This window comes from Variovorax sp. GW821-FHT10C12, from assembly GCF_059415405.1.
The window spans coordinates 2107336-2131471 of the sequence record NZ_JBWKNE010000001.1; the positions used below are offsets into that span (position 1 = coordinate 2107336).

14 protein-coding genes are annotated in these 24136 nt (G+C 70.5%); 10 read left to right on the forward strand and 4 right to left on the reverse strand.

The genetic code is table 11. The annotated features are described in order from the left end of the window. Positions 1-7: 7 nt before the first annotated feature. From AC07OH_RS10110 to AC07OH_RS10125, 4 genes are all read right to left on the reverse strand, one after another. Entirely contained in the window at positions 8-304 is a 297-nt protein-coding gene (locus AC07OH_RS10110) for a glycine zipper domain-containing protein (protein ID WP_056580064.1), read from the reverse strand. A 133-nt stretch (positions 305-437) separates the two neighbouring features. Beyond that, a complete protein-coding gene (locus tag AC07OH_RS10115) occupies positions 438-1541 on the reverse strand; it encodes an NAD(P)/FAD-dependent oxidoreductase (RefSeq protein WP_495300505.1) in 1104 nt (367 codons plus the stop codon). Between the two features lie 35 nt (positions 1542-1576). Further along, positions 1577-1699: a hypothetical protein gene (locus AC07OH_RS10120; protein ID WP_062479916.1), complete on the reverse strand. Its 123-nt coding sequence runs from the start codon at positions 1697-1699 to the stop codon at positions 1577-1579. A gap of 840 nt (positions 1700-2539) precedes the next feature. Then, positions 2540-2743, reverse strand: a complete 204-nt coding sequence (locus tag AC07OH_RS10125) for a hypothetical protein (protein WP_495300506.1) — start codon at positions 2741-2743, stop codon at positions 2540-2542. 177 nt (positions 2744-2920) lie between these two features. Between AC07OH_RS10125 and AC07OH_RS10130 the strand changes: the two genes are divergently transcribed. The 10 genes from AC07OH_RS10130 to AC07OH_RS10175 are packed head-to-tail and all read left to right on the forward strand — an operon-like array spanning position 2921 to position 24135. After that, positions 2921-10060: an amino acid adenylation domain-containing protein gene (locus AC07OH_RS10130; protein WP_495300507.1), complete on the forward strand. Its 7140-nt coding sequence runs from the start codon at positions 2921-2923 to the stop codon at positions 10058-10060. Further along, a complete protein-coding gene (locus AC07OH_RS10135; RefSeq protein WP_495300508.1) occupies positions 10057-15054 on the forward strand; it encodes an amino acid adenylation domain-containing protein in 4998 nt (1665 codons plus the stop codon). Before AC07OH_RS10130 ends, AC07OH_RS10135 begins: the two co-directional genes overlap by 4 nt. Before the next feature lie 2 nt (positions 15055-15056). Next, on the forward strand, positions 15057-15830 hold the full coding sequence (locus tag AC07OH_RS10140) for a 4'-phosphopantetheinyl transferase family protein (protein WP_489058422.1): 774 nt from the start codon (positions 15057-15059) through the stop codon (positions 15828-15830). Then, positions 15827-16648: a serine aminopeptidase domain-containing protein gene (locus AC07OH_RS10145; RefSeq protein WP_495300509.1), complete on the forward strand. Its 822-nt coding sequence runs from the start codon at positions 15827-15829 to the stop codon at positions 16646-16648. The genes AC07OH_RS10140 and AC07OH_RS10145 overlap by 4 nt, the downstream gene beginning before the upstream one ends. Next, a complete protein-coding gene (locus tag AC07OH_RS10150) occupies positions 16641-17564 on the forward strand; it encodes a hypothetical protein (protein ID WP_495300510.1) in 924 nt (307 codons plus the stop codon). The genes AC07OH_RS10145 and AC07OH_RS10150 overlap by 8 nt, the downstream gene beginning before the upstream one ends. A 28-nt stretch (positions 17565-17592) precedes the next feature. Continuing rightward, positions 17593-18768: a polysaccharide biosynthesis/export family protein gene (locus tag AC07OH_RS10155; RefSeq protein WP_495300511.1), complete on the forward strand. Its 1176-nt coding sequence runs from the start codon at positions 17593-17595 to the stop codon at positions 18766-18768. 44 nt (positions 18769-18812) lie between these two features. Next, complete coding sequence (locus AC07OH_RS10160; RefSeq protein ID WP_495300512.1) at positions 18813-21092, forward strand: polysaccharide biosynthesis tyrosine autokinase; 2280 nt, start codon at positions 18813-18815, stop codon at positions 21090-21092. After that, positions 21089-21787: a sugar transferase gene (locus tag AC07OH_RS10165; RefSeq protein ID WP_495300513.1), complete on the forward strand. Its 699-nt coding sequence runs from the start codon at positions 21089-21091 to the stop codon at positions 21785-21787. Before AC07OH_RS10160 ends, AC07OH_RS10165 begins: the two co-directional genes overlap by 4 nt. A gap of 37 nt (positions 21788-21824) precedes the next feature. Then, entirely contained in the window at positions 21825-22802 is a 978-nt protein-coding gene (locus tag AC07OH_RS10170; RefSeq protein WP_495300514.1) for a GDP-L-fucose synthase family protein, read from the forward strand. Between the two features lie 19 nt (positions 22803-22821). Then, positions 22822-24135, forward strand: coding sequence for a hypothetical protein (locus AC07OH_RS10175; RefSeq protein ID WP_495300515.1), 1314 nt, complete (start codon positions 22822-22824; stop codon positions 24133-24135). Position 24136 lies beyond the last annotated feature (1 nt).

Here is a 24136-nt window from a genome sequence, read left to right on the forward strand (position 1 = left end):
GTGACGCTCAGCGGCGGCCAAGCAACAGACCCACCAGCACGCCGACCGCCAGTGCGGCGCCGGCAACCTGCCAAGGTTCGTCGTGGGCGTAGGTGTTGGTGGCGGTGGCCGCCTGGCGCGCCTTCTTGGCAGCCAGCTTGCTCTTTTCGGAAGCCAGCTCGCGCGCGATGGCGAGCTTGGTGTCGATGCGTTGGCGCAGCGCCTTGATGTGGGGAACCGAATCCAGGTCCTTGCTGGCCAGCACGCCGCGCACGTCGCTTGCGATGTCTTCGGCTGCTGCTTCAAGATTGTTGGATGCACTCATTGGAATCTTTCCTCCGTGATGACACCGGCACCGCGCCGGCGGCTTCACGCCAGCATATGGCGTGCTGTCATGTTACAGGCTCGAAAGCCCCTCATGCGCGACAGATGTGCTCAGTTGTGCCCGAGTGCATGCATCAGGCCTCGGCGAGCAGGTCCGCGACATGCCGTCCGATGGCCAGGCAGCTGGTGAGGCCCGGCGACTCGATGCCGAAGAGATGGACCAGCCCCGGCACCCCATGCGACGCGGGCCCCGCAATCACGAAGTCGGCCGCAGGCGCGTCCGGCCCCGAGATCTTCGGACGCATGCCCGCATAGCCGGGGATCAGCGCACCATCGGGCAACGCCGGCCAGTACCTGCGCACCTCGTCGTAGAAGCGCTCGCCGCGTGCCGGATCGACCACGAGGTCGTCGGCGGCCTCGACCCATTGCACATCGGGCCCGAACTTGGCCTGCCCGCCGAGGTCGAGCGTCAGGTGCACGCCGAGCCCGCCCGGTTCCGGCACGGGATAGATGAGCCGGCCGAAAGGTGCGCGGCCCGCGAGCGTGAAGTAGTTGCCCTTGGCGAAGTGCTCGCGTGGCACGGCCGACGCCGGCATGCCTTCGAAACGACGCGCCAGTGCCGGGGCACCGAGCCCCGCCGCATTGACCACGGTGCGACAACGCAGCACCGTGCCATCGGCGGCGATCAGCACGACCGCGCCGTCCACGCCTTCGGCACGTTCGATGGGCGACTTGAGCGCCAGCATGCCGCCCGCGTTCTCGAGGTCGCCGAGCAGGCCCAGCATCAGCGCATGGCTGTCGACGATGCCCGTGCTCGGTGAATGCAGCGCCGCGACGCAATGCAGTTGCGGTTCCATCGCGAGGGCTTGCTGCGCGGTGAGCAGGACCAGATCGTCCACCCCGTTGGCCGCCGCCTTCGCGCGGATCACCTCGAGTTGGCCTACCTGTTCGGCGGAGGTCGCCACGATGAGCTTGCCGCAACGGCTGTGCGGCACGCCGCGCGCCTGCGCGTAGCTGTAGAGAGCCTTGCGTCCTTCCACGCACAGCGTCGCTTTCAGCGAACCCTGCGGGTAGTAGATGCCCGCATGGATCACCTCGCTGTTGCGCGAACTCGTTCCCGTGCCGATCGCCCCTTCGGACTCCAGCACCAGCACCTCCCGGCCCGCGAGCGCCAATGCACGCGCCACGGCCAGCCCCACCACGCCAGCGCCGATGACGACGCAATCGACTTCATCCATCGCGCGAGCTTAGCGCGGCGCGAGGGGCGCTGTTCTCACCTCGCGCTGGGCGGCGGCTCGGGGTCGGTGGGCTCGTCGGGCGCGTGCTCCGGCCCTTCATCGGGCTCGACCGGCAGGTCGGGCGTGATCGGAGACGGAAGATCGGGTTGGGTGGCCATGGCTGCACTCCTTCGTTCCATCTCTTCGTTCTAGCGCGTTCTCACGCGCCTGCAAGCGGCCCGTGGCGAAAGGCCTCGTCGGTGCGCACCGACAGCAGACCTTCGCCCAGGCGCTCCAGCAATAGGGCCACGCACGCTGCTGCTTCCTCGCCCCTCCCACACCGCACAGGGAGGATCACAGTGGACGATGCATGGCAGGGCCAGTCTAGGCATCGACGTGCCTTCGCACATGAGCCAAGCGCACCTTTGCGAGGGGGGCATGCGCCCTGCCCCGGTACGCCTGCGAGCGTGACAAAACGCCTGCCCGGGACCGGGCGCGTTCCGAGCATCGGCGTCGACAAAGAGCCGGCATCCGACCTGAAGAACCGTCCCCGCAACGCCATCCACGCCGCGGTGCGGCGGTGAATTGCGGACGGGCCCGGCGCGTCGATCTCCGGGGCCGGTTCGGACCTTCCGGCCAGTGCGACGGAAATCAATCGGGATCAATTCCGGCGCCCATGACGCCGCCGATCGCCCCAATTTCGCTGGCGGCTGCCGCGAGGCATCCGGGTGCTCCGCATGCTGACAGAGGAGAAATCACCTCATTGGCCACCGCTCCCAATTTTTAGAAAAACGATGGCACCCAACCAATCAAATCTATCTTCAACAGTCATGAAAAACTGAAAATCAAGCGCCGACAAGGCATCAAAGTAACATTTTCAATTGAATTTCTATAAATTCCAATTGCACTAAAAATTCAATAATCAAATAAATTGAAAGACAGATTTTTTCTTTCTCCGAAGAAAAAAACCTACCCCATTTGAGCCTACAGCTTCTGAATGTCGATGTCATCCGTTTGTCTCAATTTGCGAAAAATCCAATCTCATCCTTCCATTTTTGACTTAATTTCGCAATTAACCTGACATTAATACCGAGATTCAGACTTTCAAGCGTATCGACCGAAGGAGACGAAACAGCCATTTTTTTGAACTGACGTTCCGCTATAGCTTCAGAAAGGCGTGACAAACCGCCCCCCACAAATGTCCTTGGTACCTCAAATGTCATGGCTTAGGTAGTTCTATTCAGAAATATTTATATCAAAGTGTAAACAAACAGAAAAGACCCAAACAAACGCCTTGCCAAGTTCCTAGGATCGCAACAAATCAAGAACCAAATCCAATTGAAATCAATTCAACCCCTTCAATTGTATTTTTCATTCACTGTCTGCAGCCGGGCAATTGCATGGACACCCACATTGCTTCGTCGCCGGAGGCCACCATGGCTTCGCAGGCCACGCTGGGCGACCTGTTCGTCTCGCCGCCTGCGCGCGCGGCGGCAGGCGAACGGCTCGGCGTCTCGCTGGCTCTCGACACCGGGTTCGCGCAGCGCTGGCTCGCGTCGCTGGGCACCACGGGGTACCTGCCCGACACGCTCTTCGTGGGTGCCTGGTTGCTGCTGCAATCGCACTGGCTGGGCGCGGCCCTGCCGGGGCCGCAAGGCATGCCGACGTCGCAGCCCGGCACCGCGAGCGCGTGGCTGACCCAGCTCGACCTCGCCCGCCGGACCACGCCTCCCACCGGCGACACCCCACTGCCCTTGCGGCTCGAAGCCCGGGCGGAGCTCCCCGCCAGCCTGCACCTGGACGTCGACGCGAGCCTGATGGACGCGCCCTGCGCCAGCCGCCTGCTCGCTGCCATCGCCGACACCGCCGCCGATCTGCTGGCGCACCCCGACGCAGCACTCCACGGCATCCGTGCCCTGCCCGACGCCGACCGCCACGACCAGCTCGCCACCTGGACCACGCCGCCCGCCGCGCCCGACCTGTCGCTCACCGTGCCCGCCGTGTTCCGCCACCGGGCCGCGACCACGCCCGACGCCGTGGCGCTGGTGGAAGGCGACGAGACGATGCGCTACGGCGAACTCGACGCGCGCAGCGACCGGCTCGCACAGCGCCTGCAGCGGTCGGGCGTGCAGGCGGGCGACCCCGTCGGGATGGTGTTCGAGCGCTCGATGGCCGCCATCGTCGCCATGCTCGGCATCCTCAAGGCGGGCGCGGCCTACGTGCCGGTGCCGACCGACTTCCCGCCCGAACGGGTCGCCGCCATGTTCGACCAGGCCGGCGTGACCCGGGTCGTGACCACCGAGGCACTGGCCTCTCTCGTGCCGGCCCCCCGCATCGCCGTGCGCATCGACGCGCCCGAAGACAGCGCGGACCCCGCGCCGTGGACGCCACCCGCCATCGACGGCGAATCGCTGGCGTACCTCATGTACACCTCGGGCTCGACCGGCGTACCCAAGGGCATCGAGATCGGCCATCGCGCCATCCTGCGGCTGGTCGTCGACGTCGACTACATCGACTTCGCACCAGGGCGCGCGATGCTGCATGCGGCACCACTCGCCTTCGACGCCTCGACGCTCGAAGTCTGGGGGCCGTTGCTCAACGGCGGGTGCTGCGTGATCCACGGCGAACGGGTACCCACCGGCGCCTGCCTTGCACGCACCATCGCCCGCCACGAGGTACACACCGCCTGGCTCACGGCCTCGCTCTTCAACGCCGTGATCGACGGCGATCCGCAGCACCTCGCGGGCCTGGTGCACCTGTTCACCGGCGGCGAGGCGCTGTCGGTACCCCATGTGCGGCGCGCGCTCGACGCACTCCCCGGGCTCACCATCAGCAACGGCTACGGGCCGACCGAGTGCACGACCTTCGCGGCCACCCACCGCATCGAACGCGCCGCGATCGCTGCGGGCCCGCGCTCGGTGCCGCTCGGGCGCCCGATCAAGGACACCGTGCTGCGCGTGCTGAGCCCGACGCTGGCGCTGCTGCCCAGCGGACTCGTGGGAGAGCTGTGCATCGGCGGGCACGGCCTGGCGCGCGGCTACCTGGGCCAGCCCGAACTCACGGCTGCGCGCTTCGTGCCCGACCCCTTCGGCGCGCCCGGCGAGCGGCTCTACCGCACCGGCGACCTCGCGCGCTGGCTGCCCGACGGCACGATCGAATTCATCGGCCGCATCGACGGCCAGGTCAAGATCCACGGCCACCGCATCGAGACCGGCGAGGTCGAGGCGGCCATCCTCGCGCACCCCGCGGTGCAATCGTGCGCGGTGGTCGCGCGACCCGGTCGCGACGGCCAACTGCGGCTGGTCGCCTACCTGGTCGCACGCACGCAGAAGCTGGCGTGGGACACGCTGCGCGCGCACCTGGCGGCCCGCCTGCCCGCGCCGCTGCTGCCGTCGGCGCAGGTGTGGCTTGCGCAGCTCCCCGTCACGCCCAACGGCAAGCTCGACCGCAACGCACTGCCTGAGCCGGCCGCCGAGCGGCCCGAACTCGCGCAGCCTTTCGAGGCCGCGCGCGACGCGCTCGAGCAGCAGGTGTGCGACGCCTTCGCGCGCGCCCTGGGCATCGACAAGGCCGGGCGTCACGACAACTTCTTCGACCTGGGCGGCAGCTCGCTGCTGGTGCTGCAGGTGCTGGCGGACCTGCAGCGCGAGGGCGCGCCGCCGCTGTCGACCAACCTCTTCTTCCGCCACCCGACGCCGGGCGCCATCGCGGCGCAGTTGCAGTCGGCCGGCGAGGCGCCGCAGGCGCCACACCCCGTGCCCGTGCGCGAGGACGCCGCCCGCGTCCCCGAGCCCATCGCTCTCATCGCCACCGCCGGTCGCTTCCCCGGCGCGGGCGATGTGGAGCAGTTCTGGGACAACCTCGTCGCCGGGCGCGACACCGTCAGCTTCTTCGACGACGCCAGCCTGGACGCCGGCGTCAGCGAGTCGCTGCGCCGCGATCCGGCCTACGTGCGGGCACGCGGCGTGATCGACGGCATCGAGGGTTTCGATGCCGCCTTCTTCGGCATCGGCCCGAAGGAAGCCGCGCTCATGGACCCTCAGCACCGCGTGTTCCTCGAGATCTGCTGGGAATGCCTGGAGCGCGCGGGCTACGTGCCCGACGAAGCGCCGGGCCCGGTGGGCGTGTACGCGGGCACGTACAACGCGACCTACTTCCAGCGCCACGTGGCCTCGCGGCCCGACCTCGTGGAGGCCGTCGGCGAGTTCCAGGTGATGCTGGCCAACGAGAAGGACTACATCACCACCCGCGTGGCCAACCGGCTCAACCTGCGCGGGCCGGCGGTGAGCGTCAACACCGCGTGCTCGACCTCGCTGGTCGCGGTGGCCCAGGCCTTCCACGCGCTGCGCACGGGCCAGTGCTACATGGCGCTGGCGGGCGGCGCCTCGGTCACCTGCCCGCCGCGCAGCGGCTACCTCTACAACGAGGGCTCGATGCTCTCGCCCGACGGCCACACGCGCAGCTTCGACGCGCAGGCCAAGGGCACCGTGTTCAGCGACGGTGCCGCCGTGGTGCTGCTCAAGCGGCTGTCCGACGCGCAGGCCGACGGCGACACCGTCTATGCCGTGCTGCGCAGCGCCTGCGTCAACAACGACGGCGGCGCCAAGGCCAGCTTCACCGCGCCCAGCGTGGACGGCCAGGCGGCGGTGATCCGCGCCGCGCTGGCCGCGGCGGACGTGGACGCACGCAGCATTTCCTACGTGGAAGCGCACGGCACGGCCACGCCGATGGGCGACCCGGTCGAGGTCGAGGCGCTGGCCGTCGCCTACGCCGAGCACACCGACGCGCGGGGCTACTGCACGCTGGGCTCGCTCAAGAGCAACGTGGGCCACATGGTCACGGCCGCGGGCGCCGCCGGCCTCATCAAGACGGCGCTGTCGCTGCACCACGAACTGATTCCGCCCACCGCGCACTTCACGGCACCGAACCCGGCGATCGACTTCGCGCGCACGCCGTTCCATGTCAGCAACCAGCTGCAGCCGTGGCCGCGGGCCGCGCAGCCACGCCGCGCGGGGGTCAGCTCGTTCGGTGTCGGGGGCACCAACGCGCACGTCGTGCTCGAGGAAGCGCCGGCGCGTCAGGCACGCACCACGCAACCGGGCGTCCATGTGCTGGCGCTGTCGGCCCGATCGGAGGCCGCGCTGGCGGTCGCGACGCAGCAGCTGGCGACGCACCTGGAAGAACAGCCCGGGCTCTGCCTGGGCGACGCGGCGTTCACCCTGTGCGTCGGCCGCAAGGCCCATGCCTTCCGCCGCGCCGTGGTGGCCGGCGATGCGGCGCAGGCCATCGAGGCCTTGCGCTCGGAGAACACGGCCTGGCGCGTGAGCGACCGGATCGCCGAGCGCGCGCCGCAGCCCGTGCTGATGTTCCCGGGCCAGGGCGCGCAGTACCCGGGCATGGGCCGCGCGCTGCATGCCGGCGACCCGGTGTTCGCGGCCGCGTTCGACAACTGCCTGCGCGCCTTCGAGGGCGCACTCGACTTCGACCTGCGCGAGCGCCTGTTCGCAGACGACCCGCAGGCGCTCGCGCCCACGGCCGTCACGCAGCCCGCGCTCTTCACGCTCGAGTACGCGCTTGCACGGCGGCTGCTGTCGCTGGGCCTGCGCCCGCACGCGCTGATCGGCCACAGCGTCGGCGAATTCGTCGCGGCCGTGATCGCCGGCGTGATGCGCCTGGAAGACGCGGCCCGGCTCATTGCGCGCCGCGGCGCGCTCATGCAGGCCCAGCCCGCGGGAACGATGCTGTCGGTGCGCCTGGGCGCGGACGCGCTGGCCACGCGGCTCGCGTCCTCGCCCCGGGTCTCGCTCGCCGCGGAGAACGCACCCGGCGCCTGCGTGGCCGCCGGCCCCACCGAGGCCATCGCCGAACTCCAGGCCGCGCTCGAAGCCGAGGGCGTCGCCTGCCGGCTGCTGCAGACCTCGCACGCCTTTCACTCCGCCATGATGGACGCCGCGGTGGCGCCCTTCGAGGCGCTCGTGGGCCAAGTCGTGCTGCACGCGCCGCAGATTCCCATCTACTCCACGTTCACCGGCCGCCTGCTCGAAGACGCGCAGGCCACGAGCCCGGCCTACTGGGCGCAGCACCTGCGCGGCACCGTGCGCTTCTCGCCCGCATTGCAGAGCGCGGCGGACGACGCCCCCCATCCGGTGTTCGTGGAGGTCGGTCCGCGCAACACGCTGGCCGCGCTGGTGCGCCAGCACCGCGTGCCAGGCCTTGTCGCGGCGGTGTCGCTGCTGCACGGCGAGCCGGCCGACGAGCCCCGCACCCTGCGCCTGGCCGCCGCGCGCCTGTGGACCTGCGGCGCCGAGGTCGACCTCGCGCTGCTGGCACCGCGCACCGGCGCCCGGCGCGTGTGCCTGCCCACCTACCCGTTCGAACGCAAGCGCCTGTGGGTCGACATCGCGCCCACCGCGCCGGTGTCGCCCGCCTTGCCTGTTTCCTTGGAGCCGATCGTGACCGCTGCAGCGCCCTCGCCTCACCTGCCTGCGCCTTCTCCCCTGCCGCCCGATGCATCGCGTGCGGCGTCGATCGACGCGCGATTGCGGGCCCTCTTCGAAGACATCTCGGGCATCGACATGGCGCAGGCCGAGGGCCAGGCCTCGTTCGGCGAGATCGGCATGGACTCGCTCACGCTGACGCAGGCCGCCACGCAGATCAAGAAGCGCTTCAAGGTCGAGCTGAGCTTCCGCCAGCTGATGGAGAACTACCGCAGCTTCGACGCGCTGGCCGCGTACCTGCAGCAGAGCCTGCCGCCCGAGGCCGAGCCGGTGGCCGCGCCCGTCATGCCTGCGGCCCCCGCCGTGCAGGCGTCCATGCCAACGCCAGGGCTCCCGCAGCCCACCGGCCTGCTGAACCAGGTGATCGCGCAGCAGATGGAGCTGATGCGCCAGCAGCTCGTGCTCCTGTCCGGCGGGGCCGCGCCGGTCGCACCCGAGGCCGCGCCCGCCGTGCAGCCACCACAGCCGCCCGCCGAAGCCCCGCTTCGCTACGACGTCAACAAGGCCTTCGGTGCCATTGCCCGCATCCACACCCAGCGCACCGCCGAACCCAGCGCGCGGCAGAAGGCGCGGCTGGCGACCTTCGTGCGGCGCTATGTCGAACGCACGCAAAAGAGCAAGCGCTTCACCGAGGACAACCGCGCCCACATGGCGGACCCGCGCGTGGTCAACGGCTTTCGCCCGCTGACCAAGGAGATCACCTACCAGATCGTGATCGAGCGCTCCAAGGGCTCGAAGATGTGGGACATCGACGGCAACGAGTACGTCGACGCGCTCAACGGCTTCGGACTGAACCTGTTCGGCTGGCAACCCGACTTCGTGCAGGACGCCGTGCGGGCCCAGCTCGACGCGGGCTACGAGATCGGGCCGCAGCATCCGCTCGCGGCCGACGTGACCCGCCTCATCTGCGAACTCACGGGCAGCGAACGCGCCGGCCTGTGCAACACCGGCTCTGAGGCCGTGATGGCGGCGCTGCGCATCGCACGCACCGTCACCGGGCGCAGCACGGTGGTGGCCTTCACGGGCTCCTACCACGGCACCTTCGACGAAGTGCTGGTGCGCGCCGGCAAGGGCGGCAAGGGCCTGTCGGCCGCGCCGGGCGTGATGAGCGGCATGTTCGGCGACATCCGCGTGCTCGACTACGGCACGCCCGAGGCGCTGGCCTTCATCCGCGACAACGCCGCGGACCTGGCGGCCGTGCTGGTCGAGCCGGTGCAAAGCCGCCGCCCCGACTTCCAGCCGCGCGAGTTCCTGCACGACGTGCGCGACGTCACCGCGAAGAACGGCTGCTGCCTCATCTTCGACGAGGTCATCACCGGCTTTCGCAGCGCGCTGGGCGGCGCGCAGGAGCTGTTCGGCGTGCGCGCCGACCTGGCCACTTACGGCAAGGTGATCGGCGGCGGCTTTCCGGTCGGCGTGATCGCCGGCAAGCGCGAGTTCATGGACGCGCTCGACGGCGGCGCCTGGCAGTACGGCGACGACTCGATCCCGGGCGTGGGCGTGACCTACTTCGCCGGCACCTTCGTGCGCCATCCGCTGGCGCTCGCCGCGGCCAAGGCCTCGCTCACGCACCTGAAGGAGGCCGGGCCCGCACTGCAGGCCGGGCTCAACGCGAGCACGACCGCCATGGCCACGGAACTCTCGGGCTGGTGCCGGGAGGTCGGCGCGCCGATCGAGATCCGCCATTTCGCGTCGCTGTGGCGCGTGAGCTGGCTCGAAGACCAGCCGCTGCAGGACCTGCTGTTCGCCATGATGCGCAGCCGCGGCGTGCACATCCTGGACAACTTCCCGTGCTTCCTCACGAGCGCGCACAGCGCCGAGGACATCGCCTTCCTGCAGCGCGCCTTCAAGGAGTCGGTCGCCGAGATGCAGGAATCCGGCTTCCTTCCGCGCCGCGCTCCCGTCCCCACCCGCTTCGACGCGCACCAGCCCGCCGAGGACGGCAGCGTGCTGGCCCGCGACAGCGACGGCCAGCCGTACTGGTACGTGCCCGAAGACGCCGCCTCGCAGGCGCGCCTCATCAACGGAAAGGCTGCAGCATGAACGCCGCACTCAAGCCCACCGCGAGCGGTGGCCTCGTCGAATGCATCATCGCGACCACCGAGTCGCAGCGCGAAATCTGGCTCGGCGCCTCGCTGGGCCCCGAGGCCTCGATGGCCTACAACGAGTCGGTCGTGCTGCGCCTGCGCGGCGCGCTCGACGCCGACGCCATGGCGCGCGCCACCGACCGGCTGCTCGAACGCCACCAGGCGCTGCGCGCCACGATCTCGCCGGACGGCAGCTTCATGCTGGTCAGCCCGCCCACCGGGAACCACCTGGTCCGCCACGACCTGGGCGGGCTGGCGCCCGAAGCCCTCGCGCAGGCGCTGCACGCGGCCCACGACGACGCCGTGTGCACGCCGTTCCCGCTCGAACACGGGCCGCTGTTCCGGGCCGTGCTGTACCGCCTGGGCGATGACGAGCACGAGCTCGTGATGTCGGCGCACCACGTGGTCTGCGACGGCTGGTCGTGGGCGGTCATCACCGAGCAGCTGGGCCACCTCTATGCCGAGGAGACCGGCGTGGGGCTCAAGCTCAAGGCCGCACCGCTCTTCGCGGACTTCGCCGCCGAGGAAGCCGCCGCCGCCGCGAGCCCCGAGATGCAGGCGCACATCGACTACTGGCTGGCGCGCTTTGCCGGCACCACGCAGCCGGTGCTCGACCTGCCGCTGGACCGCCCCCGCCCGGCCGTGCGCACCTTCAACTCGCGCCGCGCCGAACGCCTGCTCGACCGGCGCGTGGTGGGCGCCGTGCGCATCGCGAGCACCAAGGCCGGCGTCAGCCTGTTCACGGGCCTGCTCAGCGGCTTCGTCGCGACGCTGCACCGCCTCACGGGGCAGGAAGACATCGTGGTCGGCATCCCGACCTCGGGCCAGCTCGCGCACGACGTGCCCGGCCTGGTCGGCCATTGCGTGAACCTGTTGCCGCTGCGCATCGCCGCGCACCCGGCCATGCGCTTCGACGCGCTGATGGACGAATGCAGCACCGCCGTGCTCGACGCCTTCGATCACCAGGCCCTGACCTACGGCGCGCTGCTGGGCCAGCTGTCGCTCGAGCGCGACCCGAGCCGGCTGCCGCTGGTGAGCGTGTCCTTCAACGTCGACCCCGACGTGGCGAGCAGCGCGCAGGCCTTCACCACGCTCGACGTGGTGCAGGACACCATCGCCCGGCGCTACGAGAACTTCGAACTGTTTGTGAACCTGCGTCCGCACGCCGGCAGCCTGCAGGTCGAGGCCCAATACAACACCGACCTGTTCGACGACGTAAGCGTGCAGCGCTGGCTCGACATGTTCGAGTGCGTGCTGCAGTCGGCCGCGCACAAGCCCGAGGACACCATCGGCGGGCTCGACGTGCTGTCCGCCGGCGCCGCGCGTGCGCTGCTGGCGCTGCAGCCCGCGCGCGTGCCGCTGCGCGGCGCGCCGCTGGCGCACGCCGGCTTCGTGGCGCGCGTGCCGCAGCAGCCGCACCGCCCGGCGGTGCGCGACGGCGCGCGCAGCTGCAGCTACGGCGAACTCGATGCGCTGTCCAACCGCCTGGCGCGTGCGCTGCGCGCGCGCGGCGTGGGCCGCGGGCAGCGCGTGGGGCTGTGCCTGGAACGCAGCCTGGAGATGGTCGTCGCGATGCTGGGCATCCTCAAGGCGGGCGCGTCCTACGTGCCACTGGACCCCGCATTCCCGCCGGCGCGGCTGGACCACTACGCTAGCGACGCCACCCTCGCCCTGATGCTGACCTCGTCCGACATCGCGGTGGCGCCGCGCGACTGGCGCGTCGACGCCGACCAGCGCATCTTCGAGATCGATCGCGACACCGCCTGGCGCCAGCTCTCGGGCGAAGCCCTGCCGCCGAGCAGCGACGACCCCGGCTCCGAAGACGCGGCCTACGTGATCTACACCTCGGGCTCCACCGGCCTGCCCAAGGGCGTCATTGCGCACCATCGGGGCGTGGCGCACCTGCTGCAGTGGATGCAGCGCGAATCGGGCATCGGCCCGTCCGACCGCATCGCCGCCGTCACCACGCTGTCGTTCGACATGGCGGTGCCCGACCTGCTGCTGCCGCTGGCGACGGGCGCCGAGCTGGTGATGGTGCAGCGCGAGGTCGCCATGGACGGCAACCGCCTGTCGCAGGCGCTGGACGACGAACAGATCACGCTGCTGAACGCCACGCCCGGCATGTGGCAACTGCTGCTCGATGCCCAGTGGGCCGGCGGCACACCCGGTTTTCGCGGCTGGACCGGCGGCGAGGCGCTGCGCCCGAGCATGGCGCTGGCGCTGTGTGAGCGCATGGAAGGCCTGTGGAACGGCTACGGCCCGACCGAGACGACGGTGTATTCCTCCGCCTGGCATGTGCGTCCCGAAGAGATCGCCTCGCGCGGCGTGTCGATCGGCAGGCCCGTCGACAACACCGAGATCTGGATCCTCGACGTCGACCTGCAGCCCTGCCCGATCGGCGTGCCCGGCGAAATCTGCATCGCGGGCGAAGGCGTCTCGCTGGGCTACCTCGACCGCCCCGCGCTGACCGCCGAGCGCTTCGTCACGGTGCGCATCTTCGGCGCCACCAAGAAGGTCTACCGCACCGGCGACCGCGGCCGCTGGCGCAACGACGGGCTGCTCGACCACCTGGGCCGGCTCGACTTCCAGGTCAAGGTGCGCGGCTACCGCATCGAGCCCGGCGAGATCGAGGTGCGCTGCTGCGAAGCGGCCGGTGTCTCGCGCAGCGTGGTCGTGGCCCGCGAGGACACCCCCGGCGACGTGCGCCTGGTGGCCTACCTGGCGCTGGTGCCCGGCGGTGGCTTCGACCTCGATGCGTTGATGGTGCACCTGCGCAAGCACCTGCCGGTCTTCATGCTGCCGCAGCACGTGGTGACGCTCGATGCGCTGCCCACGCTGCCCAACGGCAAGGTCGACCGCGTCTCGCTGCCGCCGCCGCAAGCGGTGGCGCGCGACGAGGTGCGGCGCGGCGCCGGTCCGCGCAACGCGCACGAGCGCAAGGTGCTCGCGGTCATGGAGAAGGTGCTGAGCCTGCCGGGCCTGGACATGCACGACAACTTCTTCACCATGGGCGGCCACTCGCTGCTGGCCGCGCGACTCACCACGCTGCTGAGCCACGAGTTCCAGGTCACGCTGCCGCTGCGCGCGCTGTTCGAGGCGCCCACGGCCGAGAAGCTGGCCGCGGCCATCGAGGCCCTGCAGGGCGCGGGCGTCGGCCTGCAGGCGCCCATTGCCTGCCACCTCGATCGCCGCAGCGCGCCGCTCACGCCTTCGCAGGAACGCATCCGCTTCATGGAGCAGCTGTACACGGGCCGCTCGGTCTACAACGCGCCCTCGGCGCAGCGGCTCACCGGCAAGCTCGACGCCGCGCGCTTCGAAGGCGCGCTGCGCGAGATGATCCGCCGCCAGCCGACGCTGCGCACCTGCGTCGGCTTCGACGAGGACACGGGGCGGCCCATTCAATCGATCGCAGCGTCGGTGGAATTCGCCCTGCCGCTGGTCGACCTGCGCGGCCTGCCCGCGGACCAGCGCGAGGCCGAGCTGGCCGAGCAGATGCAGGAGCTGTCGGACCGGCCGATCGACATCCACAGCGCGCCGATGATGCGCGCGACCCTGTTCCAGCTCGACGACACCGAGCACGTCTTCCTGTTCGTGCCGCACCACCTGATCTGGGACGGCTGGTCCTTCGACCTGATGCAGCGCGAACTGGCTGCGTTCTACGACGCCGCCGAACGCGGCCGTCCGCACAACCTGCCCGCGCTCGCCACCACCCAGGGCGACTATGCCGAGTGGCTCGAGACCTGGCTGACCGAAACGGCCTGCGAAGAGCAGCTCGCGTTCTGGCGCGGCCGGCTCGCGGGTGCCAAGGCCGTGCGCCCGCCCCGCACCGACATGCCGCGCCGCGCGGGCAAGAGCGGCCAGGGTGGCGCGCACTGGATCCACATCGACCTGCAGAGCACGCAGCGGCTGCGCGAGGTGGCACGCGACATGGACGTGACGCTCAGCATGCTGACCTTCGGCATCTACGCGCTGACCATGGCCCAGGCCACCGGCAACGACACCATCGTCATCGCGAACCCGGTGCGCGGACGCCAGCAGGCCGAGACGGAAGACGTCATGGGCTTCTTCAGCAACGTGCTGCCGGTCTCGCTCGCGGTCGACATGGCGCTGCCGCTGCCCGACTTCATGCGCTACGTGAAGCAGGAGCTGCTGTCGATGATGAACCACCAGCAGGTGCCGTTCGAGCGCCTGATGGCCGAGCCCGGCTACGCGGGGCAGATCAAGGCCTCCGGGCCCTACCAGGCGATGTTCTCGTTCCAGGACGCCCGCGAGCGCGCGCGCACCGTCGGCAGCCTGCAGACCCGCCAGGTGCACGTGATGCAGCACGGCGCCACCGACGACGTCGGCGTGTGGCTGATGGACAAGCCGCACGGCCTGGAAGGCGCGCTGCTCTACAACGCCGACGTGTACCTGCGCGAGACCGGCGCCCAGCTGCGCGAGCGCTACCTCGAGGTGCTGGGCCGCGTCGCCGACCACCCGAACGCCACGCTGGCCGAGATCGCCAGCACCGAAGGCTCGGCCAGCGCGCGCTATCTGCACAAGCTGGCGGCCGACGACGCGGACAAGAGTGCGCCGGCCGAGCCCCTCAACGGCGCCGCGCGCGAGGCGAAGCCCGGACTGCTCAGCCCCGAGCACGCCCAGCTGGCCCAGATCTGGGCCGACGTGATCGGCATCGACGTCGACGAGATCCGCGCCAGCGACAACTTCTTCGACCTCGGCGGCGACTCGCTGCTGGTGCTGCGCGCCGTGCAGCAGGCGGCGCAGACGCTGGGGCACCGCGTGGAGCCGCGCCGCTACCTGTTCGAGAACCTCGGGCAGATCGCCTCTTCGGCGCCCGGTACGGCGCACGGCGTGCCCCCGGACCTCGCCGACCTGGCCGCCGGCACGGCCGCGCATGCACAGCGCGGCGGGCTGCTCGGCGCACTCGGCAGCTGGCTGCGCAAGGGGTGACCATGACCGGCGCCGCCCACGCCCTGTCCATCGACGCACCGGTCTGCCGGTACGTCGAGCTGGACCACTTCACCGACACCCTGCCCGCGCAGGTGCTGTCGGCAGAAGAGTGCGCGCGTGCCGAGAGCCTGCGGTTTCCCGTCGACCGGGCGCGCTTCGTGGCGGCCCATGTCGCGCTGCGCCAGGCGCTGTGCGCGTACACGGGCCTGGCGCCCGATGCGCTGACGCTGGCCACCGGCGCCTTCGGCAAGCCGTCGCTGGCGGGCCACCCGCGCACCCAGTTCTCGCTGAGCCACAGCCAGGGCCTGGCATTGATCGCCATCGGCGGTCGCGGCCCGCTGGGCGCCGACGTCGAGCTGCTGCGCCCGATGTCCGACGCGGCAGCCTTGGCCGCAGCGCATTTCACGCCGCATGAACAGGACGCACTGGCCGCCCTGCCCGCGCACGACCGTGACCGCGCCTTCCTGACCTGCTGGACCCGCAAGGAAGCCTGCCTGAAGGCCATCGGCGTGGGCCTGCTGGTGTCGCCGCAGAGTTTCGAGGTGGGCGTGACACCGGACTGCCGCAGCGTCGAGCTGCCGGTGGCCGGACGTACCCTCGTGCTGGTGCTGGAGCCCGCACCCGCGCGGCCGGACAGCGTGGGCTCGCTCGCCGAATGGCGCCACACCGAAGCCCGCGCCCAGGCATCGGGAGCCGGTTTCGAAGGCGGCCCCATGCGCGCCCTGAACGCGCGCCAAGGGATGACCGAGGCGCGATGCGCAGGGGGTGTCGCATGACCCACTTCACACCGCTCATGTTCGGGCCGGCCTCGCGCCAGGTCTTCGGCGCGTTCCACGCTCCCGACGAAGATCGGGGCGAGCCCACCGCGGTGCTCCTGTGCCCGCCCTTCGGGCAGGAGGGCCTGCGCACCCACCGCTTCTTCAAGGTGCTGGCCGAACGCCTCGCGCGCGCCGGCGTTGCCACGCTGCGTTTCGACTTCTACGGCGCCGGCGACTCGCCGGGCGACGAGAGCGAGGGCGAGCTCGACGGCTGGCGCCGCGACCTGTGCGCGGCGCACGAGGAGCTGCGGCGGCACGCGCCGCACGCCGCCATCGTGTGGATCGGCGCGCGGCTGGGCGCCACCCTGGCCGTGCTGGCCGCGCGCAACGGGCGCTGCGACCCGGCGCGGCTGGTGCTCTGGGAGCCGGTGATCGACGGGCAGGGCTACGCGCGCCTGCTGCGCGAGCGGCACGTCGCGGCGATCGACACGACCTTCTGCATTCCCGACCTCTCGTGGCGCCGCCACCTCGCGCGGGAACCCGACGCACTGCCCGAGGAGGCGCTGGGCGTGCGCCTCTCGCCGGCACTGCAGGCGCAGCTGCACGCCCTCACGCCGCAATCGCTGCCGCTCACCGCCCTGCACGACACCCTGGTGCTGGCCCCGCCCGACGACACGCCCACCGCGCAATGGGCGGCCGAGCAGCAGTCGCGCCACATGCCGGTGCGCCTGGCCTACCTGAGCCATCCGCTGGACTGGACCTCCGACCCCTATCCCCACAGCGCGATGGTGCCGGCCGATGCGCTCAGCCGCCTGCAGGGAGCCATCCATGAATGACCTGACGCAGACCCCGGTGTGCTTCGGCCCCGGCAACGCACTGATGGGCATGCTCACCGTGCCCGCGCAGCGCGTGCCGGCGCCCGTCGCCTGCCTGATGTTCAACATGGGCGCGAACCACCGCGTCGGGCCGCGCCGCATCAACGTGAAGCTGGCGCACGTGCTGGCCGCGCACGGCGTGGGCAGCCTGCGCTTCGACCTGGGCGGCATCGGCGACAGCGAGGCGCTGGACACCGGGCCCGACCTGCAGACGCGCGCGGTGCACAGCCTGCAGGCCGCCATGGACCTCGTGCAGCGCAGGCTGGGCATCCACCAGTTCGCGGCCGTGGCCATGTGCTCGGGCGTGGAGCACGCCATGTCGGCGGCCGCGGTGGACGCGCGCGTGGTGGCGCTTTCGCTGTTCGACGGCTTTGCCTTTCCCCAGCGGCGCACGCGCTGGGAGCTCACGGTGCGCCGCGCGCTCGCGGCGCCGCTGCACCCGTCGTTCCCCGGCAAGGCGCGGCGCTGGGTGCTGCGCCATCTGCCGGGCAGCACGGTGGGCAAGCCGCTGCCGGGCTACTTCGTGGACCGGCGGCCCCCCAACGTCAACGCGATCTGGTTCGAAGCCACGATGAAGCAGCTGGTCGAGCGCGAGGTGGCGGTGCAGCTGCTGTATTCGGGATCGCTGCACGTACGCGACCGCGACCGCGACCAGCTCGGCGCCCTGCGCCACGAACCGTTCATGCAGGGCCTGCAGTACGAGTTCATTCGGGACGTGGACCACACCGTCTGCACGGTGAAGGGCCAGCAGCTCTTCCTGCAGTCCGTCGGCGACTGGGTGGTCGCGCACTGCCTGGCCACCCCCAGCCCGCAGCGGCTGGGCCGCCCGGCGACAGGCACCCCGCGCGCGATCCCCGCCACGCTCGCCGCGCCCTGAAACAACAACCGAAGCCAAGGAGATTGCCATGACATCCGCAACCCCAGCGACCCCGCGCGGCGAGCGCCTCCTCGCCACCGAGGGCGTGCGCGCCCTTCCCGGTGGCCGCTTCCGGTCGCGCGCCCTGGCGCTGCTGCTGTCGCTCGGCCTGTGCGGCTGCGCACCCGGTTTCGGCACGCCGGGCCCGCTGCAATCCTCCGACGGCACGGCCGGCGGCCGGATCGCGGCCATCACGCCGGAGCTGATCCGCGCGCAGCTGGCCGGCAACACGGGCATCCCGCCCGAGGTGAAGGCGCTGTTCGGCCGGCCCACGGCCTACACCATCGGGCCGGGGGACGTGGTGGGCATCACCGTCTACAACAACCCCGAGCTGCAGCCCAACCTGGGCGCGGTGATCGCGCAGCAGAGCGACCCGACCGGCGTCACCGTGGCGCCGGGCTTCATCGTCGATGCCGCGGGCGAGATCAGCTTTCCCTACATCGGCCGCACCCGGCTGCAGGGCCTCACGGAAAGCGGTGCGTCCGAGCTGATCGCCAAGCGCATCGGCAACATCATCAAGGCGCCGCTGGTGAGCGTGCGCATCCAGTCGTTCCGCAGCCAGCGCGCCTATGTCGAGGGCGAGGTCCGCACGCCCGGGCTGCAGATCTTCACGGACATCCCGATGACGCTGTCCGAGGCGCTCAACCGCGCGGGCAGCATCACCGCCGTGGGCGACCGTTCGCAGGTGACGCTCACGCGCGGCGATCGCACGGTGGCCATCGACCTGATGCAGCTCAAGCGCTTCGGCGCCGACGCCAACAACATCCCGCTGCGCAACGGCGACGTGGTGTACGTCGGCACCCGCGACGACAGCCGCATCTACGTGATGGGCGAGATCCTGCGGCCCTCGGCGCTCTTGATGCGCAACGGCCGCATGAGCCTGAACGAGGCCCTGGGCGATGCGGGCGGGCCCGACCTGCTCACGGCCGACCCCGGGCAGATCTACGTGATCCGCAACTCGCCGCAGACGCCCGACACGCCGCAGATCTTCAGCCTGAACGCGAAGAACCCGGCGGCGCTGGCGCTGGCCGACCGCTTCGAGCTGAGGCCGCGCGACGTGGTCTACGTCGACCGCGTGCCGCTGGTCTCGTGGAACCGCGTCGCCACCCTGATCCTTCCCGCCGCCCAGGTGATCAACCTCGCGCGCGACACCGCCCGCAAATAAACCGCACGGCGCCCCGGCCCGACCACGAACCCAAGGTGAAGCCCATGAATGCGCGTTGGTACCCCCCGCTTCCCCCACCGTACAACCCGGAACCCGAGCGCCCCCGCTCGCGGTTCAAGGAGTACGTCGACCTCCTGCTGGACAACCGCTGGCTGATCGCCTCGGTCACCGCGGTGGCGCTGGTGCTGGGCACGGGCTACGCGCTGTTCGGGCCGCGGGTGTACGAGACGAACGTGCTGATCCAGCTCGAGGATGCCGAGCGTTCGCCCGGCGGCGCGGGCGATGCCGCGGTCAACGGCGTGAACGTGAAGACGCCGACCTCGGGCGAGGCCGAGATCCTGAAGTCGCGCATGGTGCTCGGCCAGGCGATCGAGAACACCAAGCTGTTCATCACGGCGCGGCCGCACTACATCCCGGTCGTGGGCGAGTTCATGGCGCGGCATTCGAAGACGCTGTCCAAGCCGGGCTTCCTCGGCATGCGCGGCTACGTGTCGGGCACCGAGCGGATCGCAGTGCCGCAGATGGACGTGCCGCCGGCCCTCGAGGGCAAGAAGTTCCTGCTGACCGCCGGCAAGGACGGCCACTACACCCTGACGCACCCCGATCTCGACACGCCCCTGCACGGCCGCGTCGGCGAGCCGATGGACAGCTCGGTGCCGGGCGGCACGGTCCACCTGCTGGTGGCCTCGTTCGACGCCCTGCCCGGCGGCGCCTTCGAGCTGACCCGGCGCTCCACGCAGCTCACCATGCTCGCGTTGCAGCGCGAGCTGCGCGTGATCGAGAAGGGCAAGCTGTCCAGCGTGATCGACGTCAGCTGGCAGACCGACGACCGCGAGCACCTGGCCAACCTGCTCAACGAGGTGTCGCGCCTGTACATGCGCCAGAACATCGACCAGAAGACCGCGCAGGCCGAGCGCACGCTGAACTTCCTGGGCACCGAGCTGCCCAAGTTCAAGCAGCAGCTGGAACAGTCCGAAGAGGCCTACAACCAGTACCGCAACCAGAACGGGACCATCAGCCTGGACGACGAGGCGCGCAACGCGCTGTCGCAGAACGTCGACCTGCAGGCCAAGCTGCTCGACGCGCGCCAGAAGCGCCTGGACCTGGCGAGCCGCTTCACCAACGAGCACCCGATGCTGATCACGCTCGACGCGCAGATCGCCTCGCTGCGCAAGGAGCTGGGCGGCGTGGACAACCGCATCCGCCGCATGCCGATGCTGCAGCAGAACTCGCTGCGCATGCAGCGCGACATCAAGGTCAACACCGAGCTCTACGCGTCGCTTTTGAACAGCTCGCTGCAGATGCGCCTGGCGCGCGAAGGCCGCATCGGCAACGTGCGCGTGCTCGACCAGGCGCTGTCGCCCGAAAAGCCGGTGCGGCCCAAGGCCGTGATCTCGGTGGCACTGGCGCTGATCGTGGGGCTGTTCCTGGGCGCCCTCGCCGCGGTGCTGCGCCAGGCGCTCAAGAGCACGGTCGCCACCCCCGACGAGATCGAGATGCGCACCGGCCTGAACGTGTACAGCACGATCGCGCTCAGCGCGCGGCAGGCCGTGCTCGACCGCGCCATCCGCCACGGCAGGCCCGGGATCAAGCTGCTGGCGGCCTCGCACCCGGAAGACCCGGCGCTCGAAGGCGTGCGCAGGCTGCGCACCACGCTGGGCTTCCTGATGGCCGGCGCGCAGAACAACCGCATCCTGCTGACCAGCGCCACGCCGGGCGCGGGCAAGACCTTCCTGTCGGCGAACTTCTCGGCCGTGCTGGCGGCCTCCGGCAAGCGCGTGCTGCTGATCGACGCCGACATGCGCCGCGGCAAGCTGGCGAGCCAGTTCGGGCTGAAGGCGGGCACGGGCCTGTCGGAGCTGATCGCCGGCACCGCCACGCTCTCGCAGGCGGTGCACGCGCAGGTGCTGCCGCACCTGGACGTGATCACCACCGGCAAGCTGCCGCTCGACCCGGCCACGATGATGGGTTCCAGCGCGTTCACGCGGTTGCTGGAGACCCTCTCGGCGCCGTACGACGCCGTGGTCATCGATGCCCCGCCGATCCTGCTGGCGACCGAGACGGTGGCGATGTCCCCCGACATCGGCACCCTGATGCTCGTGGCCCGCGCCGGCGACAGCGAGCTGAGCGACCTGGTGGAAAGCGCGAAGCGGCTGGCGCACGTGGGCGCGGCATTCCACGGCGTGGTGCTCAACGCACAGGACGCGCGGCAGCGCCACAGCACCTACGGCTACGACTACGGCCCCAACCGCCTGCCGCCGAACATCTATCCGCCCGCGCTGGGGCACACGCCCCACGCCGAACCGGAGCGCGCGACATCATGAGCACGCACCTTTCACGCACATCACGCACGTCAAGCACGCCGCAGCGCACCGCCGCACGCCCCGTGCCGGTGGGCGGCTCGCGGCTCCTGCAAGCCGCCAAACGCGCCATGGACATCCTGCTGGCGGGCGCCTTCTTCCTGTTCCTGGGCTGGGCCTACGCGCTGATCGCCGTCGGCGTGCTGCTGACCTCGGGCGGCCCGGCCATCTACGTGCAGCCGCGCTACGGCCGGGACGGGCGGATCTTCCGCTTCTACAAGTTCCGCACCATGGCGCCCAACGCCGACGCCCTGCTGGCCCGGCACCTGCGCGAGAACGACGCGGCACGGCGCGAATGGGAGAAGTTCCAGAAGCTCGAGCACGACCCGCGGATCACCCGCTTCGGCGCCTTCCTGCGCCGCTACAGCATCGACGAGTTCCCGCAGTTCTGGAACGTGCTCAAGGGCGACATGAGCATGGTCGGCCCGCGCCCCTGCATGTTTGCGCAGAAGGAACTCTACGGCCCCTACTGGGCGTACTACTGCGCCGTGCGCCCGGGCATCACGGGCCTGTGGCAGATCAGCGGGCGCAACGAGGTGAGCTACCGCCGCCGCGCAGCCATGGACGCCGAATACGTCGCCACGCTCTCGCTGCTGCGCGACGTGGTGATCCTGCTGAAGACCTTCCGCGTCGTGCTCGGAGCGCGCGGTTCGCGCTGACGCCCGCAGCGCCCTCCTCCTTCACCGAAAGAACGCCATGCGAATCTATGTTGCAGGTCATCGCGGAATGGTCGGCCAGACGCTCACGCGGCGCCTGGGCGAGCTCGGCCACGAGGTCGTGACGCGCAGCCACGCCGAGCTCGACCTGCTCGACCAGGCAGCCGTTGCGCGCTTCTTCGCGACCGAGCGCGTCGACCAGGTCTACGTGGCGGCGGCCAAGGTCGGCGGCATCCACGCCAACATGACCTACCCCGCGCAGTTCATCTACGAGAACCTGCTGATCGCGGCCAACCTCACGCACCAGGCCTTTCTCGCCGGCGTGAAGCGGCTGCTGTTCCTCGGCTCCAGCTGCATCTACCCGCGGCTGGCCGAACAGCCGATCCGCGAGGAGGCCCTGCTCACCGGCAAGCTCGAGCCCACCAACGAGCCCTACGCGATCGCCAAGATCGCGGGCATCAAGCTGTGCGAGAGCTACAACCGGCAGTACGGCGCCACGCACGGCGTCGACTTCCGCAGCGTGATGCCGAGCAACCTCTACGGCCCCGGCGACAACTACCACCTGGAGAACAGCCACGTGGTGCCCGCGCTGATCCAGCGCTTTCACCTGGCCAGGATCAGCCGCACGCCGAGCGTGCTGATCTGGGGCAGCGGCCGGGCGCGGCGCGAGTTCCTGTACGTGGACGACATGGTCGAGGGCTGCCTGGACGTGATGAACCTGTCGCGCGCCGCCTACGACCAGCACACCGATCCGATGCGCGGCCACATCAACCTCGGCACGGGCGAGGACGTCTCGATCGCCGAGCTGGTGGAACTCATCCGCGAGGTCGTGGGCTACGAGGGCAGCATCCGCTACGACCTGGCCCAGCCCGACGGCGCCCCGCGCAAGCTGCTGGACGTGTCGCGCGCGGCCAGCTTCGGGTGGCACGCCACGGTGCCGCTGGCCGAAGGGCTGCGCCGCACCTATGCGGACTACCAGGCGGCGCGCCGCAGCGCCACCGAGGCCGCGCACGCCTGAAGCAGAAACGGACCGCGCCATGCGAACCCTCGTCTTCTGGTCCGGCATCGTCTGCGCCGCGCTGTGCGGGCTGATCGATCCTGTCTGGGGCTACGGGGTGGTGTTCGTGCTGACGGTGGTGCAGCTGTCGATGCTGGGCACCGCCGGCGACAGCGTGTTCCTGCTGATCCACTACACAGCGGTGCTCATCTACTTCTCGCTGGCGCCGGCGATGCAGATCGCGACCGACACCGACTTCTGGGACGTCGGCATCGTCGGGCAGGCCGCGCACACGCAGGCGCTGATGCTCGTGCTGATGTACATGGCGGGCGTGGAAGCCGCACGGCTGGGCCAGCCCGCGCCGCCGGCCGGGCCCTGGCCGGCGCCCCGCACGCGCGCCGCCGGCGTCGCCCACCCCTTCCTGCTGCTGGCCTGCCTGGAGGTGGCGTTCGCCATGCTCTTCCTGCGCCCCGACATGAACTTCACGGCGCGCGGCGTGATTTCCGAAGAGGAGGCCGCGCCGGTCCAGTACATCGTCTATTCCACGCTGCCCAAGCTGATGGTGCTGCTGTGCTGCGTGGCGCTCGCGATCCACGCCTCGCGCCAGCGCACGCTGTGGGCCTGGTGCGTCGCGGGCCTCTCGTTCGCGCTCGCCGCCATCGCCGCCAACCCGGTCAACACGGCGCGCCAGATCATCCTGATCGGGCTGCTGCCGCTGCTCATCCATGCCCTGGGGCGGCGCCACCGGTGGGCGCTCGTCGCCGTGATCTTCGGCGCCATCGCGGGCCTGGGGCCGGTGCTGAACCTGATCTCGCGGGACGCCATGTGGGGCGCGGAGCTGGCGTCGTACCCCTTCAGCCAGGACTTCGACGCGATGTTCGTCATCGCGGGCATCCTGGAGCGCGCGCCCTCGCCCGAGCTCGGCTACGGGCGCTACCTGCTCTCGGCGTTCTCCTTCGTGCTGCCGCGCGAGCTGAAGATGTTTCCCGAGTTCGACCCGCTCGGCTGGCCGGCCGTGCTGGGCAACTTCTCGCAGAGCAATTTGTCGCTGCCGCCCTTCACCACCGCGTACTTCGACTTCGGGCTGGCCGGCCCGGCGCTGCTGGGCTTTGCGGTCTCGGCGCTCTTTCGCGTCGTCGACCGGGCCGTCGACCCGCACCGCGCGCTCACGCCCGGCTCCCTGTGCGCGCTGGTGCTGCTGGCCGCCTACGTGCCGTTCCTGCGCGGTCCGATCCTGGGCTGGGGACCGTTCGCCGTCTCGGGGCTGGCCGCGGCCGTCGTCGCCGGCAGCCTCGCCGCGTGGTTCCGCCGGCCGGCCCCCCGCCCGGCGCGCGCCAGCCTGCCGACAGCCTGAG